A 14,439-nucleotide genomic window follows, 5' to 3' on the forward strand; every position below is an offset into this window, starting at 1 on the left:
CCCGATGGCCACACGCTATGCATTTTACTCATGCGGTCAAAAGCTATCGTTCTCAAATTGAGACGATTTTTTCTCTCTCATCGTTCCTGATCTGCGGCGCCGATCTGCTGGCAGTTACCGCAGCTGGCATGAAATGCGTATCAGTTCGCGATCGCCGACCGCACTCATATGGCTCAATGCTGCTATGTAAACGGAGCCCAGAGACGGCGCGTGTACAGCACCTGTCTCAGAAACCCTGGCCCGGATTTCGCGCGCCATGTCTCCCAGCTCCACTGACGCGCCCACATAATGCTGACGATCTCCCGCCAGTTTCGCGACGGCTGGATCTAGGAGTTCTGCGACCATCTCGTCAAAGTCGCGCGACGCGAACAGCATCATCGCTGCCTGCAACGTACTGCCATAAGAGAGCAGGTCGCGGGCAGCCATGCAGAGACGAAGATGACAGGACAGGAAAAGGTCGAGTCCACGATCGGACATCGTCAGCCTGTAAGTCCGCGTCGTCCGCGTCACCATAATCGCTCCCTTCGAATAGCCAGCGCTCAGCGAATCGAGCGCAGCCACAGATTGAAAATCCGCAATGCAGGACCGCTGAAGCCGTTTGAGGTCGCAGCCTGGTGAGCGCCTGGGCGGCGATCAGATGCCCTTTCGGCATGACGCTGCCTGATCGCGGCATCTCACTGCCTTCCAGCGGCACGTCAGTACCCTGCACCGGCACAACAGTGCCCTGGCCATTGCAGGGCGGGGGCAGCCTGGACATCGATCCGTATCAACGGACCGGTGGTGGCAAGTCTACCCGAACGAACGAAGCTCCCAGTCACACCGTCCCTTCAATCTGGCAGCCAAAAAGCCGCCAAATCAAATGGAGGTATCAACCATGGTCAGCGGATTTCCATACGGACCACCGACCTTCGTCATTCTTATAGCTGCGACTATGCCCTCCCTTGCGGCTCCGAAACAAGATGCCTTCTCACGATCGACGACTTCAGCAAACAGGGCGACATTCGTCATCCGCGAAGCTGGCGGTGAGTTCGCGATCATGGCGGCAAGGCAGCCGGAGCCATTGGCGCGGCCGACAACAGTGCCGATCGGGCAATCCATTGAAATTGACGCCGCGCTTTTCTCGCTCAAATCCAGGACATTGGAGCAGCGCCCATGACAGCCGCATTTTACAAGACTTCTGCGCTGGCGTTGCTCGCTGGTGCCGCACTGGCCTCATCACCCAGTCTAGCAATCGCCGGCCCGACCGATGAGGCCAGACTATTGGCGGCCGCTGCAACCGAGGCTGAGGCAAAGCTCCATCAGAGTTTCGCCAATCTCCAGTTCGAGGATTTCACAGCGGCGCCCGTGCACGGCCCGATATTCCAGGCCAGCGCGGGCGGCCGCATCCTCTATTACGCGCCCGAGAGCGACCATCTCTTGTTTGCGACCATATACGACAAGAATGGCGTCAACCTCACAGCCCTGTCCCAGGATGCAGCGGCTCGAGCCAAGGTCAAGGGTCTCGATCCAAACCAGGCGCTTGTGATCGGCCCACCCGGCGCGCCGACGGTGATTGAATTCACCGATCCCGACTGCCCGTATTGCCGCGCGCTCGATCGCTTCTGGGCAGCTAAGGCCGATGAGGGAAAACCCGTACGTCGGCAAATCTATTTCGTGAGTGGTATCCACCCGGAGGCGGCGTCAAAAGCAGAGAATATTCTATGCGCCAATGATCAGGCGGCAGCTTTTGCGCAGGCCTATGGAGGCGAAACGAAGAAGCCGCTCACCCGATGCAAGGAAGGCGAAGCGCGGGTCGCCGCGAACGCCGCGACGGTAAAGGCCATGGGCATCTCGGGCACGCCGACGCTGTTCCTCGATGGGAAGCTCATATCGGGCTTTCAGCAAGCCGAGATCGAGGCTTGGCTCGCGACAAAAAGGCCGATGAAGCCGCCTTCCTGACAGCTTGTCTGGCAGACCGCGTGGGCCTGCGCCGCAGCTATCCCCACGATTACGAAATGCCGCCGGCAGCGCTCCTTCACGGGAGCCGTCCAGCCCTGCCGCTGGCCGACAACGAACACGCAGATCGCTGCCGGCAGGCATGTTCTGGGAACGGCTCCCTATTGCCCGGAGACCAACTATGCGCAAACTTCTCCCTGCCTTCCATCGGGTTCGACCCGGCTCTTTTCGCGCCGCCGATGCCCTGGGGACCTTCATCCTCGCCGTCACCCTGGCATCGGCGACCCATGCCTTCCAGGCGCCGGCCGCCGGCGACCTTGGCTACGATATCTACGATATCGTGGTGAACCAGGGCGTGAAGGGCCCGCTTGGATTTGTCGGCGGCGTCGCGGCCTTCCTGTTCGGCGTGTCGCGCCTCTTTTCGAACATCATGATCGGCATTCCCACGATCGTGGCGGCGGTCTGCCTCATCCGGGCGGACTCCATCCTCCAGACCTTCGGCCTCATCGTCTGAGGTTCGAACCGCAAACCGGCGCGGGCTTCGCCATGGCCCGCGTCGGCCCCGGGCGCGGTGGTCGCTCCCGGTCATATCACGTCTGATCACGTGATGAAGCAAGGGAGAAGGACGTGGACGAGCGACTTCCTCAGTTCCTGCACAAGCCGGTCCAGATCCTCTGGTTCGACGCCCAGGAATTCATCGTCGTCACATCGACCATATTCGTGGCCGTTGTCGTCGGCGGGCTGGTGGGCTGGTCGCTCATCGGCGTCCTTCTCCTCTTCATTCCCTGGAAGCGGACAAAGCCGCGTGGCTTCATCCCGCATCTGGCCTGGCGCTGGGGGCTGCTCCGCCTCCCCCATTATCCCGGACCCACCCAAACCCGCTTTTGCGAGTGAGGTACTCCATGTTCCGCAGATCATCCGCCCAAAGCCCGAGCGATCCGCTGCTCGACAAACCGGCAAGCTTTGGCATCCATCGCTATCTCCAGGGCTCCTCGAACCTTTTCGAGGAGAACCGGCTGCTCAAATTCTCGGTTCTCGGCCTGTTCGGCATCACCGCCGTCCTGGGAATCGCGCTTTACACCAGCGCCCAGAATCAGCGCACGGTTGTCGTGCCGTTCGGCGCTGGCGGCGACCTCTATGTGACCGGGGGCAAGCCCTCTGCAGCCTATCTGCGAACGATGACGCGCAACATCGTGGCGCTGTCGGGCACCTATTCCGCCTATTCGGCCGACCGGCAGTTCCAGGAGCTCTTAAGCATCGCCCATCCCACGGCCTATAACGGCCTGCGCGACAGCCTGAACGCGATCCTGGACGAACTCGCCAACAACCCGACCCTTTCGATCGCCACCTATATCCGGCCCGACCAGCCGGTCACCTGGACCGATCGCCAGATCCTCGTGCCCGTCGAGAAGGTCCGCGTGATAGGTGGGGTCATCCGCAAGTTCCGCGGCAACCTGCGCATCCGATATATCGTCGATGCCGGCCGCTTCTGGCTTCTTTCCCTTGCCGAGGAGAATTTCGATGCCGAAATCCGGTAGGCCCTTCTGCGCGGCCATTGCCCTTGTTGCAGCGCCGTTAAGCACATCAGCCCTGGCGCAGGCGGTCGTGGCGCTGCCCGACCAGATGAGCACGATCCGCCTCTCCAACCGCGATGTCAATCATCTGGTCTGCCAGGGCGGGGAGGTCGATGAGGTCAAATATTCGGCCGAAAAAGGCCTCGCCGTCGAGAAGGCCGGCGCGGACGCCTGGATCAAATTCCTGGTGAAAGAGAGCGATGATAATGGCCAGATCACGCGCAGCTATGTGACCAGCCCGTCCGAATTCTTCGTCACCTGCAATGGGGCCATCTATCCGCTCTATGCCGAGCCCTCGGACATCCCCGCGCAGACCATCATGCTGGCGCCGGGCGCGCGGCAGCGCGCGAGGGCCAATGAAGATCTGCTCGCGCCGCTGGTAGAGGAAGAGCGGGCGGTCTCCATCACCCTCTCTCTATTTCAGGACCGCGTGCCGGCAAGCTTCTCGGACGTAGCCGTCAATGCGCGACCCATCGCCCTTGCCTCAGCGCCGACCCTGCGCCTCACCGAACGCAGGCGCGTCCTGATCGAGGGCGCTGGCCTCAATGCATCTGAATATTGGGTCGAAGCCAGCACCGCAGGCGAGGTCGATGAACGGCTCTTCCTCGATCCGACGCTCGGCGCTCGCATTTTCAGTGTCACCCTCGACCGTCTGAACCTCAAGGCGGGTGAGACGGCACGCCTCATCATTCTGCGCCGTGGAGACACGTTGTGACCGGGCCGGGCGACGGGGATGGCATGCGGCAGTTCTCAGGCGAGGGCTCCCGGGACGGTGGACCTGGACGGCAGGCCGCCCGGCAAGGCCAGCGATCGCGCCGCGCCTCCCCTGGCGCTTCGGACAGCGACCAGGAAGCAAGGCCGGACCCGGACGTTCTGGACCTTCGCCATCGTGCCCCCGCCCTCCTCGATCTCAAGGCACGCTGGGCCATGCTCACCGCGAGGCAACAGCTGCGCGCGCGACAGAGCGGCATCGCCCTTGTAATCGCCATGTTCGGCTACGGCCTCTACACAGCGTCGAGCGGTTCCAGGCAGGAGGCCCAGAGCGCGCCGGCAGCCTCCCGTCTCGACATGGGCGCGGGCCTGCGCGGCGACAGCCTCGAAATCAAGGTTCGCGGCGATCTCAAGAAAATCCTCGATGGCCAGACATTGCTCGGCGATCGTGTCACGGCCATTGAAGAAGGAAAGGTCGTTCCTGGCTCGGGATCGCAAGAGATGTCGGAGGGCGAGCTCCCCAGCGCGCTCCCAGGCGACATTCCAGCCTTTCCTCCAAGCCCAACGCCAGCCGAACTGGACAACGCCGATGGCAGCCTTCCTGCGCCTCCCATGCCGTCCGCTCCAGCCGCCCCGCCCGCGCCGCCTGTCGAGCGACAGGTAGGGGCCATCGGCGCGGCCACGATCGCGATCAGCGCAGAGCCAGCCGGCCAGACCCAAAATGGCTCTAAAAAAAAGAGCCGGACGATCTATTTGCCGCCTGGTTTCATGAAGGCGCGGCTCCTGACCGGGATCGACGCATTGGCGAGCCGCGACGCGACCAGCAATCCAGAACCCCTCATCGCCCGCGTCCAGGCACCCGCCGTGCTGCCCAATGATGTCAAAGCCAATCTGGCCGGCTGCTTTGTCATCGGTAATGCCACAGGAAGCCTCGCCAAGGAGCGGGTCGAGGTGCAGCTCGTCTCGCTCTCTTGCGTCGATTTCGACGAGCGCTCGGTGGTCGACCAGCAGATCAAGGGCTTCTTCGTCGATACCGACGGCAAGAAAGGCCTTTCGGGCAAGGTCGTCACCCGGGCCGGCGCGGCGCTTGCCCGCAGCTTCATAGCGGGAACTGTCAGCGGCATCACGCAGAGCGTCGAGAACACGTTCGGCGACACCTCGACCTCGGCGCTCGGGACCATCAGGACTCTCGACGCCGGGGACGCCGCAAAAGCGGGCATCGCCGGTGGCCTCTCCAAATCGTCCGACAAGCTCACCGATTTCTATCTCGATCTCGCCCGCCAGGCCGGCCCTGTCGTCGAGGTGGGCGCCGCCAAGGATGTCGTCGTGGTCATCCAGGAAGGCGTCGCACTCGAGATCAAGCCGACCGCCGGCGCCAAATTCTGACGCCTTGAACCTCCCGTCAAAGGAGTTTGCATCATGCCCTCTCCCGATTTTATCCAGCGTTCCGGTGCCCGCAGCGCGATCGCGCTGACCCTTCTTGCCCTGCTCCCCGCCTGCACGGCCATCGGTTCGGCCATGTCCCCCTATCCCGAGAAGTTCAGCTGCAAGAATAGCGACCATGGCCAGTGCATCCATCCCGATCGCGCCTATGCCGACGCAGTTGCAGGGCGATCGTCCAGGTCCGATCCACAGGTGACCAACAGCAAAAGGCAAGCGACCACGGGCGGCACAGGTTCCGGGCAAAAGGCAAAGACGAGCCCCACGCCCTATCTTGGCTATCGCGCGAGCGTCTATCAGGAGCTGCAGGGGCTGGTCGAAGCGCCCGTCACCCCGATGCTGCGGCCTGGGCGCACGATCCGCACGCTCATCCTACCCTATGCCGATCGCGAGCGGCCAGATCGCCTCTACATGCCACGCTATGTCTATTCGATCCTCGACAAGCCTCAATGGGTCGTGGGCGACTATCTCGTTACCCCGGCGAGCGCTGACACGCGGATGCCAGTTCTCGAGCAAAGTCGGGACAAGCCAGGCCTCGTTCCCGAGAGCGACATTCCCGCCCCGCCCCAGGGAGAGGGCCAATGAGAGTGCCCGGAACACGCCATGGCGGCGGCATGACGCGCACGCGCCTGCGTCAGAGCGTTGCACGCGACGCCTATTCCGACTTCCTGCCGATGGTCGCATGGGTCGAGGAGGAAGAGGCGTTCCTCTGCATTGATGATGGCTGGGGTCAGGCCTGGGAACTCGTACCGAGCGCCTATCTCTTTGCCCATGTTCACCAGGCGCTACTGGGTCTCTTCAACATCCACTTCGCGCCCGGCACGGTCGTCCAGCTCCATTGTTTTGCCGATCCGCTGATCGATGCGGCCCTCGACGCCTATCTCGATCTCAAGACCCGCCCCGATCCGCTGATCCAGGCCTCCGCCAGGCGGACCAGCGAATATCTGCGCGAAGGGACGCAAGGGCTTGCCGCCCTCCACGGCATACCGATCCGCAATTTCCGCGTTCTTCTGTCGATCAAGACGCGGCAACCTCTGGGAGCAGATCTTCGCCGGCAGATCGAGGAGCAGCTCTCCAAACTCGGCATCATACGCTTGTCGCCTGAGGCACTGACGAGCTTCTACCGCCGCATTTTCAACGGCGTCTTTAGTGCAGCACCTGGCGTCTTCGCTAAAGGTGATGCTGAGCACCCCGCGCGCCCGGTCCGGAAGCAGATCATCGATGCAGGGCCGGACCTTCTGTTCGAAGGCCCCGAGCTTTTCCTTGGCAATCAGGTCGCCCGCTGCCTGACGCCCAAGTCGCCACCACGGCGTCTCACCGCCGAGCGCTGCAACCGCCTGCTTGGCGGCATGCGGGGCGCTGCCGAGGATAGCGACCAGATTGGCGGCCCCTTCCTCTACACATTGAACATCCTGTTCGACCATTCGGCCTTCGAAATTCACAAGCGTGCGCAGATTCTCTCCGCGCAGAAGGCCGCCGGCAGCTTCGCGGTCGAGGTAGGCAAGCAGATCGAGGAGATAGGCTGGGTACTGGATGAAGCGGGCAACAGCCGCTTCGTCTCGGTGGTCCCGATTGTCTGGGTCTTCGGCCGCGACAGTGCGCAAGCCCGCGAAATGGCGGCACGGGCCAAGCGGCTCTGGGAGAGCGAGCCGCTTCCCTGGATGATGCAGGAGGAAAGCTATCTTAACCCCATCCTGCTGCCGATGGCGCTTCCCTTCGGTTTCTATCCTGACAGGCGCACGACCCGGATGCTCGAACGCGATCTCCCGATGCCGGCCAAGGCCGCTTCCCTTCTCGCGCCCGTTCAGACCGACTTTCGCGGCGGCGGGCGCCCTGCCCTCCTCTATGCCGGACGCAAGGGACAGCTCATCACACTCGATCTCTTCGACCCGCGCATCAACAATTATAATTTCATCGTCTCGGCCGAAAGCGGGGCAGGCAAAAGCTTCCTCCTCAACAATCTTTGCCAGCAATATTATGCGCAAGGCGCGCTCATCCGCATCATCGATATCGGCGGCAGCTACAGGAAACTCTGCACGCTGTGTTCAGGGCGCTATATCGACATTGGCGAGGAGGCGCTGGTCCTCAACCCCTTCGACATGGGCTTTGCATTGGATGGCGACGATCGCCAGTCGGCGATCAGCATGGCGGTCGCGATCGTCGCCGAAATGGCCAATGCCGCGACCCGCAGGGGCGTTTCGACCTCGGAATGGAATCTCCTCAAATCCGCCGTTCAGTGGACCGTCGACAGCGGTCGGGCGGAGGCCGGGATCGATGCGGTCCGCAAATGGCTGGGCGCCTATCCCGCCTTTGCGACAAGTGATCTCGACCGGGTCGATCATCTGGTGCCGATGGCGCGTGAGCTCGCATTCAACCTGCGGGATTTTGCCAGTTCGGGCGCCTACGGCCATTATTTCAACGGCCCCTCGACCTTCGACATCTCCTCTGACGAGTTCGTGGTGCTGGAGCTTGAGCGCCTGAAAGCCATGCCCGACCTCTTCAATGTCATCGTCATGGTGGTCGTAAATGCGGTCAGCCAGGAGCTCTATCTCTCCGCGCGCGACAAGCCCCGGTTTGTCCTGTGCGATGAAGCCGCCCAGTTCATGACCCGCACCGATGGCCAGGATCTTTCACGCCTCGCCGAGGTCTTTGGCCAGGGCTACAGGCGCGCGCGCAAATATCAGGGAAGCTTTGGAGTTGTTCTCCAGTCGATGAACGACCTGCTGCTTTTCGGCGGCACCGGCCAGGTCATCCTTGAAAATGCCGCGACCCGCTTCCTGCTCCAGGGATCGACCTACGACCGGGCCGTCGAGAGCAAGATTCTCGATTATTCCGGCTTCGTCCTCGATCTCCTGAAGTCGGTCCGGAACAACAAGCCGCATTATTCGGAAGTTTTCATCGACTCGCCGCTTGGCCTCGGCATCGCGCGCCTAGTCGTCGATCCCTTCTCCTATTGGATCAATACCAGCGCACCGCAGGAAGTGGCCGCCTTCGAGGCGCGCATGAGGGCGGGCCGCACGCCGCTGGAGGCCGTCTGCAATCTGGCTGGCGTCGATGCGGCCGAAATATTGGGCGCGCCACGCTCGCCTTTGCCGTCTCGGGAGGATCGGTGATGAGCCAGCAACGCGCACCCGGCAGCCAGCCGCAGTTCGATTTCGAGCATGATCCTGCACTGGAGGCCTTCATCGAAGACCGGGCGGAACGCATCGCCCGGGAGCAGGCTTTCGTCTGGCGTTTCCGCCTCGTCACGATCGAGACGCTGATGATGGGCGCCCTTGTGCTGGCAGCTGGCCTGGCGTTGGGCCAGCCCGCCTTTCTCGTCCTGCGAGCGTCCGTCATGGTAGCAGCGGGCTGTTTTGCCAGTGGTATCCTCCTGCTCAGCCTCAGCGGTGTAGCCGACCGCGGTGTGACCCACATTCGTCGGTGGAGGGACCGCAAATGAAGGGTCTTCTCTCTGCAACGCCTGCTCCAGGGCCCATCCGCCTGCTTGTGGGAACGCAGCTCATGCTCCTGATCCAAACGCTACTGGTGTTCGAAGCGTCCGAGAATTTGCCTGGCGGGCTTCAGGCACTGCTGGTCATGAGCGGAGTCCTTGGCCTTTCGGCCCTGATCGTCGCCATGCGGGGACCAGCCGGGGAACAGACTGATGAACAGGGCAAGGAATGGTGGAGGCGCCGCCATGGACGCTGATCCACGCTTTCCCCATCGCGCCAGGCACGCGCTTATCGGCGCGCTGATGCTTGGCCTGGCCGTCCAGCCAGCAGCAGCAGCCAGTTCCACAATCGGGCGGACCTGGCCGATAGCCGAACCCGACGCCTTGGCAGAGATCGAGGCCCGCGTGGCGCGGGTGCCAGATATGGCCTCGCAATTCGGTCCGCGCTCCACCTGGACCGCGATGCAAGCGGCAGAGCTTGGCTCAGCCACAGCCGATCGGGTGCGAAGCCTTGTTCCCTTCTATACGGTCGAAGAGGATATCCGGCTCCCCGATGGGCGGACGCTTTACCCCAAGGGCTTTACTTTCAATCCCCTCGACTATGTGTCGCTGCCCCAGCGGCTTGTCATCGTCCACCCGCGCGACCTCGGCTGGGCTTTGGTCAAGGCGCGCTTTACCGACTTCATCCTGCTGACCGCGGGCGACGCGCTCGACCTGTCCGAGAAGACCGGACGCGCGCTCTTCATTTTGGAGGAGCGGGTCAAGGAGCGCCTTGGGCTCACTGTTGCGCCGGTCATCGTCGCGCAGGAAGGCAAGAAGCTGGTCCTCAGCGAATATGCGCTGCCTCTCTCCTCTCACGGGAGCGGAAAGCCATGAAGCGGTCACGCCTCCTTCGCGCCGCCGCCCTTTCCCCGGCATTGGCGCTGGCATTGGCGCTGGGCGGCACAGCAGCGCCCGCCAAGGCCTCCAAATGCGAGGCCGGCACCATTTTCAATCCGATGACGAAGGTGCGCTGGACCTGCATCTTCCCGATCACGATCGGCGGCGTGCGCGTGGGTTCCTTCGACAAACTCGACAAGGAACTGGACGCGCAATCGGCTTCCAAACCCCTGTGCGCCTGCCGCAACGGCGCAACCTTCTGGTTTGGCGTCAAGGTCAGCTTCTGGTCGCCCAACCGCATGATCGATGTCGTGACCGAGCCTGGCTGCATGATGGCGCTGGGCGCCGATCTCCTGCCCACCGGGGGAAAGCTGCAGGGCAGCCAGAGCAGCATTGCCGACGGCACCAGCAGCCAGAAAATGTTCGCGCAGATGCATTATTACATCGCGCCTGTCTGGGCGATGCTCGACATGTTCACTGATTTGCCCTGCGTCCAGGATGACGGCTTTGACGTCGCAATGATGACCGAGCTGCTCCCCACCTGGCAGTCAGGGACGCTCGGCGCGATCATCCAGCCTGAAGCGATCCTTTTCGGCAATCCGGCAGCAGGCCTTGCCTGCATGGCTGATAGCGCGGCAGCCGCGGCCGGCAAGGTCATCGACCCGCTCTTCTGGTGCATGGGTAGCTGGGGTGCGACCTATCCTGTCGCGGGCGACATTCATTTTGGCGACAGCGTAGAGGCGTGGGCGGGTCTTGCCGCACGCGGCACATTCATGATGGGAAGGCTTGGCGCGCTCACCATCAGTTCCGCCGACGGCTGCTCGTTCAAGGCACAGCCGATCTGGACCAAGAGCCGTTACAAGCTCCAGATCATGGAGCCCGTCAAGGGCGGCAAATGCGTCAATATCGGGCGGCCGGGGGCACTTTGGTCCAGCGGCAAACACGCGCCGGGCAAGGACAATGCCCAGTTCATGCTGTTCGAAAAGGCGATCTGCTGCGCGGGGGTCTTGACCCCATGAGCCAATCCCTCTCCCCATGCCCCCCAGCGATCCGGCATCGTAAATGGTCTGCCCGCCAGGACCATAGTGGCCTGACTGGACGCTGCGAGGCCGGAGCGATGCCGGTGCGCCCCGGCGTCGCTCCAACCCCCAAGTCCCAGGATCGAACTCCTCGAGATTTTAGTTTCTCCCAAAGCGCAGCCTGTTTGGCAGGCGGCGCCAAGGGGGAAGGTCAGCACGGCCGGAAGATACCCCCGGTCGGAATGGGTCAGCCCCTCTCCACGCCACATCCCGGCTTCGGCCGTGCTGACCATAATAAGCGGACGCGGTGCCTTCCTGTGCCTGCATCGCGTCCCGCAAGGCGCTGGCTTTCGATTCTGCTTCCGCCTTCAGACGACCGCCCCCACCCGGCCGCGGGAGCCGGAGTCATGAGACGTTCCTTTTGCCTGCCTCTCTGCGGCCTGTCTCTCTGCGGTTTGGCGCTGAGCGCCGCGCTGCCGGCACCGGCGCTCGCCCAGGATATGGACGTGCGCGCACGCGCAGCAGCAGCGGCCTCTCGCGCCAGATCAAGCGACAGCGAGGCAATTTCTCAAAACTATCTGACGCCCGGCCTTTCCAATCAACCGATCACCACCGTCGACGGTGGACAGAGTTTTGCCACCAGCCTCTCCTGCCAGAAGAGCGCCACGATGCTGGAGCTCCTGGCGCAGCCCGGCAGCAGCGGCGATATCACCCACCTTACCATCACGCGGGACAAGGATCTGGATGGGAGCTTTGACAGCAGCCTCACTGTCCCCATGCCCATCTCGGGCATCTGCGCGAACGGGATCATCTCCTGCGAGGCAGGCACATGGAAACAGTGCAATGCCTTCAAATGGGATGTGAGCGCCGCGGGAGATCTCAAGCTTACGCAAGCCGATCTGTCCGACCTTTCCGGCTGCTACTGCGTCAACGCCAGCTGCGGGTCCAACCTTGTTTCCGGCAACCTCTCCTCAGTCCTCAAGGATCTGGGCGGCGGGGTCATCGGCGCGCTCACGACCGCCGATCCCAGGATCGGGGTCTCGCAGGCCAGCATCGAGGGCCCGGTCATCCGCTATGTCGGCGCGCAGACCACCGCCTGCACCACCAGTCCCAGCGTTTCGGCAACCGCCTACAGGGCCGAACCGAACGCGATCAGCAGCGACGCCTATGATGCCTCCCAGGCAAGTTCCGTCTTTACCGCGCTGTCCGCTTCAGCCGCGGGAAGTGGCAAGTCCGAGCTGACCAGCAGTTGCACCATCGAGCGGGAGATCACGGTCAAAAGCTGGGACTATGACGACATTCTCGCCGTCAGCGGGTCGATAACATCGGTGACAAGCTGCGGCGCCAACTGCCGACGCTATCAGATCCGCGGGGCCGGATCGTGCGGTGCCACCCCGCCCATCTACACCGCGACCTTCGATCCAGTGGCGCCCGATCGGATCGTCTCTGCCCGCATCGTCGAGATGGGCGCGGACGACTGGGTCCAGGCGCGGGTCAATGGCGAAATCGTCGGCTATGCCGGCAAGCGACAATGGCTAGGCACAGGTCTACCGACTGGCGATTGCCGGATCAGCGACGATCCCTGGTATAATCGCAATCCCATCGACATCACCGCCCAGATGAAGGCGGGTGCGACCACCGTCGGCGCCAGGGTGAGAGGCGGTGGCGGTGGGAACTGGGGGTATGTCACGGTCGAGGTGAACGTCGACACCGCCTGCGAGGTCAGCGAACGGCTGGTCGATCTTTGCGCCGGCTATGGGGCAAACGGCGCCTGCCGGCTGATAGCCGAGGATGTGGACGGCGTCGAAACCGTCCGCAATGGGGTCAATACCGGCCTCAAGCCTCTGCCGCAGACCCGTTTGTTCGGGACAGGTAGCTGCACCTATCAATATGCGCGCGACTTTTTTCTGCGCAGCCGCCGTTATAGCTGCATCACCGACAGAGCGGGCCAGAGCCAGCCTGACCTTTCCCGCGCAGCCTATATCATTGATCATTCGACCGAGACGATGATCGCAGATCGCATCGAGGCTGCCGACGGGTCTGTCAGTGCAACGACGAGGGCTTTTTCCATGCCCGATCGCCCGACCGTCTCGTCCTGCGAGGCAATCTGCAAGACCCGGGCGCCCAAGGCCAACAGCGGTGTGGCGCCCGATGGCGCGGTCGCGCAAAGGCAGAATGACCCGACCGGTTGGGACAGCTTCTATCATATCTGCTCGACCGATTCCGTCTGTCCGCTGGGAGAGGGAGAGGAGATCGTCTCCGGCTGCGGCTGTATCGACGATTTCCCCGAGGCGGTGGTCATGATGCAGACCGTCCGGCTTGCCGGATCGGACCTTGCCTGCACGGCGGCGTCCCAATGAAAGGGCGCGCCTCCATGTGGCTTGGGCTGGCAGCCCTCCTCCTCACGCCTTGCGGGGTCGCCCACGCAGCGCAGATCTGCGCCATCGACCTCAACGGCAATGGCGACGCGGCGGATGAAGGCGAGATGGCGAGATGCGTCGCAATGGCGGACGGCGCTGTTCAATGCCCGATCGAACAGACGAGCTGCGTTGCCGACACCTCCGGTCAATATAGCTGCCCTTTGGGCGCGGCCTATATATGCCTGACGCCCACAGTCGGCGGCACGCCAAGTTGCTCGCCTGCGACCTGCATCAATACCGATGCGACGCCTACTGAGGACGAGACGCTTGTCGATGATCCTGGCCCTGCCAATGACGGGCCGGTTGACGCCGACGGTAATTGCTTGGGGACGATCGAGATATTCGGCGGCCGGGCGCTGCGTTGCCGCCCGCCCGGCGCCAGCGTCACTTTCCAGAATTGCTGCAAGGACAAGGGCGAAATCGTGAAGGACGGGATGGGCGGCTCGCTCTCCTCGATCACCACCAAAATCGCCATCGCCAAGGGCGTCTTCACCGGCATGAAGGCCGCTTACACCGCCTTCAAGGCAGGCGCCACAGCGGCTGAGGCCGCAAGCGCGGGCGCCAACGCCATCATCGTGGGGATCGATCCAACATCCATCGCGATCAGCCTCGCGATCAACTTCATGATGGAGGTGCTGCTCCAGGGCTGCGACAGCCAGGATATGGAAACGGGCATGCTGCGTGGCTCGGGCATGTGTCATGAGGTAGGCAGTTATTGCTCGTCCAGCATTCTGGGGGTCTGCATCCAGAAAGCCAGAGGCCATTGCTGCTTCAACACGAAATTGGGGCGCATCATCCAGGAGCAGGGACGCCCGCAACTCGCGGCCTTCAATGAGATTGGCTGGGGTACGGCTAAAGACCCCTACTGTCGGGGCTTCTCGGCCGAGGAGTTCCAGGCGCTCGACTTCAGCCGGATGAATCTCTCCGAATATTATGCGGACATCCAAGCCCGCGCGCAGTCCGACATCGAGATCGATATGGAGGATAAGGTCGATGCCTATCTCAGCGTCATCAAGCCCTGACCGCAG

16 protein-coding genes are annotated in these 14,439 nt (G+C 62.8%); 14 read left to right on the forward strand and 2 right to left on the reverse strand.

The window, feature by feature from the left end:
* Window positions 1–114 precede the first annotated feature (114 nt).
* On the reverse strand, window positions 115–561 hold the full coding sequence (locus V473_RS09020) for a hypothetical protein (RefSeq protein WP_148648351.1): 447 nt from the start codon (window positions 559–561) through the stop codon (window positions 115–117).
* A gap of 294 nt (window positions 562–855) precedes the next feature.
* Window positions 856–1,128, reverse strand: a complete 273-nt coding sequence (locus tag V473_RS24055; RefSeq protein ID WP_169793931.1) for a hypothetical protein — start codon at window positions 1,126–1,128, stop codon at window positions 856–858.
* Between the two features lie 24 nt (window positions 1,129–1,152).
* Between V473_RS24055 and V473_RS09025 the strand changes: the two genes are divergently transcribed.
* From V473_RS09025 to traN, 14 genes are all read left to right on the forward strand, one after another.
* Window positions 1,153–1,938, forward strand: coding sequence for a DsbC family protein (locus tag V473_RS09025; protein WP_066602843.1), 786 nt, complete (start codon window positions 1,153–1,155; stop codon window positions 1,936–1,938).
* 178 nt (window positions 1,939–2,116) lie between these two features.
* Entirely contained in the window at window positions 2,117–2,449 is a 333-nt protein-coding gene (locus V473_RS09030; RefSeq protein ID WP_066602846.1) for a hypothetical protein, read from the forward strand.
* Window positions 2,450–2,562: 113 nt separating this feature from the next.
* Complete coding sequence (locus V473_RS09035) at window positions 2,563–2,829, forward strand: type IV conjugative transfer system protein TraL (protein ID WP_066602849.1); 267 nt, start codon at window positions 2,563–2,565, stop codon at window positions 2,827–2,829.
* Window positions 2,830–2,837: 8 nt separating this feature from the next.
* On the forward strand, window positions 2,838–3,473 hold the full coding sequence (locus V473_RS09040) for a TraE/TraK family type IV conjugative transfer system protein (RefSeq protein WP_066602851.1): 636 nt from the start codon (window positions 2,838–2,840) through the stop codon (window positions 3,471–3,473).
* Complete coding sequence (locus tag V473_RS09045; RefSeq protein ID WP_066602853.1) at window positions 3,457–4,224, forward strand: type-F conjugative transfer system secretin TraK; 768 nt, start codon at window positions 3,457–3,459, stop codon at window positions 4,222–4,224. The genes V473_RS09040 and V473_RS09045 overlap by 17 nt, the downstream gene beginning before the upstream one ends.
* Entirely contained in the window at window positions 4,221–5,606 is a 1,386-nt protein-coding gene (locus V473_RS09050) for a TraB/VirB10 family protein (RefSeq protein WP_244884357.1), read from the forward strand. Before V473_RS09045 ends, V473_RS09050 begins: the two co-directional genes overlap by 4 nt.
* Window positions 5,607–5,639: 33 nt before the next feature.
* Window positions 5,640–6,245 (forward strand): TraV family lipoprotein, encoded by a 606-nt coding sequence (locus V473_RS09055; RefSeq protein ID WP_066602858.1) that lies wholly within the window; start codon window positions 5,640–5,642, stop codon window positions 6,243–6,245.
* A complete protein-coding gene (locus V473_RS09060; protein ID WP_066602861.1) occupies window positions 6,242–8,773 on the forward strand; it encodes a TraC family protein in 2,532 nt (843 codons plus the stop codon). The genes V473_RS09055 and V473_RS09060 overlap by 4 nt, the downstream gene beginning before the upstream one ends.
* Entirely contained in the window at window positions 8,773–9,102 is a 330-nt protein-coding gene (locus tag V473_RS09065; protein ID WP_066602864.1) for a hypothetical protein, read from the forward strand. The genes V473_RS09060 and V473_RS09065 overlap by 1 nt, the downstream gene beginning before the upstream one ends.
* Window positions 9,099–9,350 (forward strand): hypothetical protein, encoded by a 252-nt coding sequence (locus V473_RS09070; RefSeq protein ID WP_066602866.1) that lies wholly within the window; start codon window positions 9,099–9,101, stop codon window positions 9,348–9,350. The genes V473_RS09065 and V473_RS09070 overlap by 4 nt, the downstream gene beginning before the upstream one ends.
* 46 nt (window positions 9,351–9,396) lie before the next feature.
* Window positions 9,397–9,969: a conjugal transfer protein TraW gene (locus tag V473_RS09075; RefSeq protein ID WP_148648386.1), complete on the forward strand. Its 573-nt coding sequence runs from the start codon at window positions 9,397–9,399 to the stop codon at window positions 9,967–9,969.
* Window positions 9,966–10,991 carry a TraU family protein gene (locus V473_RS09080; protein ID WP_148648353.1) on the forward strand — a complete coding sequence of 342 codons (1,026 nt, stop codon included), beginning with the start codon at window positions 9,966–9,968 and terminating at the stop codon, window positions 10,989–10,991. The genes V473_RS09075 and V473_RS09080 overlap by 4 nt, the downstream gene beginning before the upstream one ends.
* Before the next feature lie 407 nt (window positions 10,992–11,398).
* Window positions 11,399–13,351, forward strand: a complete 1,953-nt coding sequence (locus V473_RS09085; protein ID WP_066602870.1) for a hypothetical protein — start codon at window positions 11,399–11,401, stop codon at window positions 13,349–13,351.
* A 14-nt stretch (window positions 13,352–13,365) separates the two neighbouring features.
* Window positions 13,366–14,433, forward strand: coding sequence for a conjugal transfer protein TraN (gene traN / locus V473_RS09090; protein WP_244884358.1), 1,068 nt, complete (start codon window positions 13,366–13,368; stop codon window positions 14,431–14,433).
* Window positions 14,434–14,439: the final 6 nt, after the last annotated feature.

It is taken from the genome of Sphingobium cupriresistens LL01 (genome assembly GCF_001046645.1).
GTDB classification, from domain to species: Bacteria; Pseudomonadota; Alphaproteobacteria; order Sphingomonadales; family Sphingomonadaceae; genus Sphingobium; species Sphingobium cupriresistens.

Bases quoted from the DNA above. Each gene is read 5' to 3' on its own strand.
- V473_RS09025 (WP_066602843.1), top strand. From the start codon at position 1,153: ATGACAGCCGCATTTTACAAGACTTCTGCGCTGGCGTTGCTCGCTGGT.
- V473_RS09030 (WP_066602846.1), top strand. From the start codon at position 2,117: ATGCGCAAACTTCTCCCTGCCTTCCATCGGGTTCGACCCGGCTCTTTT.
- V473_RS09040 (WP_066602851.1), top strand. From the start codon at position 2,838: ATGTTCCGCAGATCATCCGCCCAAAGCCCGAGCGATCCGCTGCTCGAC.
- V473_RS09045 (WP_066602853.1), top strand. From the start codon at position 3,457: ATGCCGAAATCCGGTAGGCCCTTCTGCGCGGCCATTGCCCTTGTTGCA.
- V473_RS09055 (WP_066602858.1), top strand. From the start codon at position 5,640: ATGCCCTCTCCCGATTTTATCCAGCGTTCCGGTGCCCGCAGCGCGATC.
- V473_RS09060 (WP_066602861.1), top strand. From the start codon at position 6,242: ATGAGAGTGCCCGGAACACGCCATGGCGGCGGCATGACGCGCACGCGC.
- V473_RS09065 (WP_066602864.1), top strand. From the start codon at position 8,773: ATGAGCCAGCAACGCGCACCCGGCAGCCAGCCGCAGTTCGATTTCGAG.
- V473_RS09070 (WP_066602866.1), top strand. From the start codon at position 9,099: ATGAAGGGTCTTCTCTCTGCAACGCCTGCTCCAGGGCCCATCCGCCTG.
- V473_RS09075 (WP_148648386.1), top strand. From the start codon at position 9,397: ATGCTTGGCCTGGCCGTCCAGCCAGCAGCAGCAGCCAGTTCCACAATC.
- V473_RS09080 (WP_148648353.1), top strand. From the start codon at position 9,966: ATGAAGCGGTCACGCCTCCTTCGCGCCGCCGCCCTTTCCCCGGCATTG.
- V473_RS09085 (WP_066602870.1), top strand. From the start codon at position 11,399: ATGAGACGTTCCTTTTGCCTGCCTCTCTGCGGCCTGTCTCTCTGCGGT.
- traN (WP_244884358.1), top strand. From the start codon at position 13,366: ATGTGGCTTGGGCTGGCAGCCCTCCTCCTCACGCCTTGCGGGGTCGCC.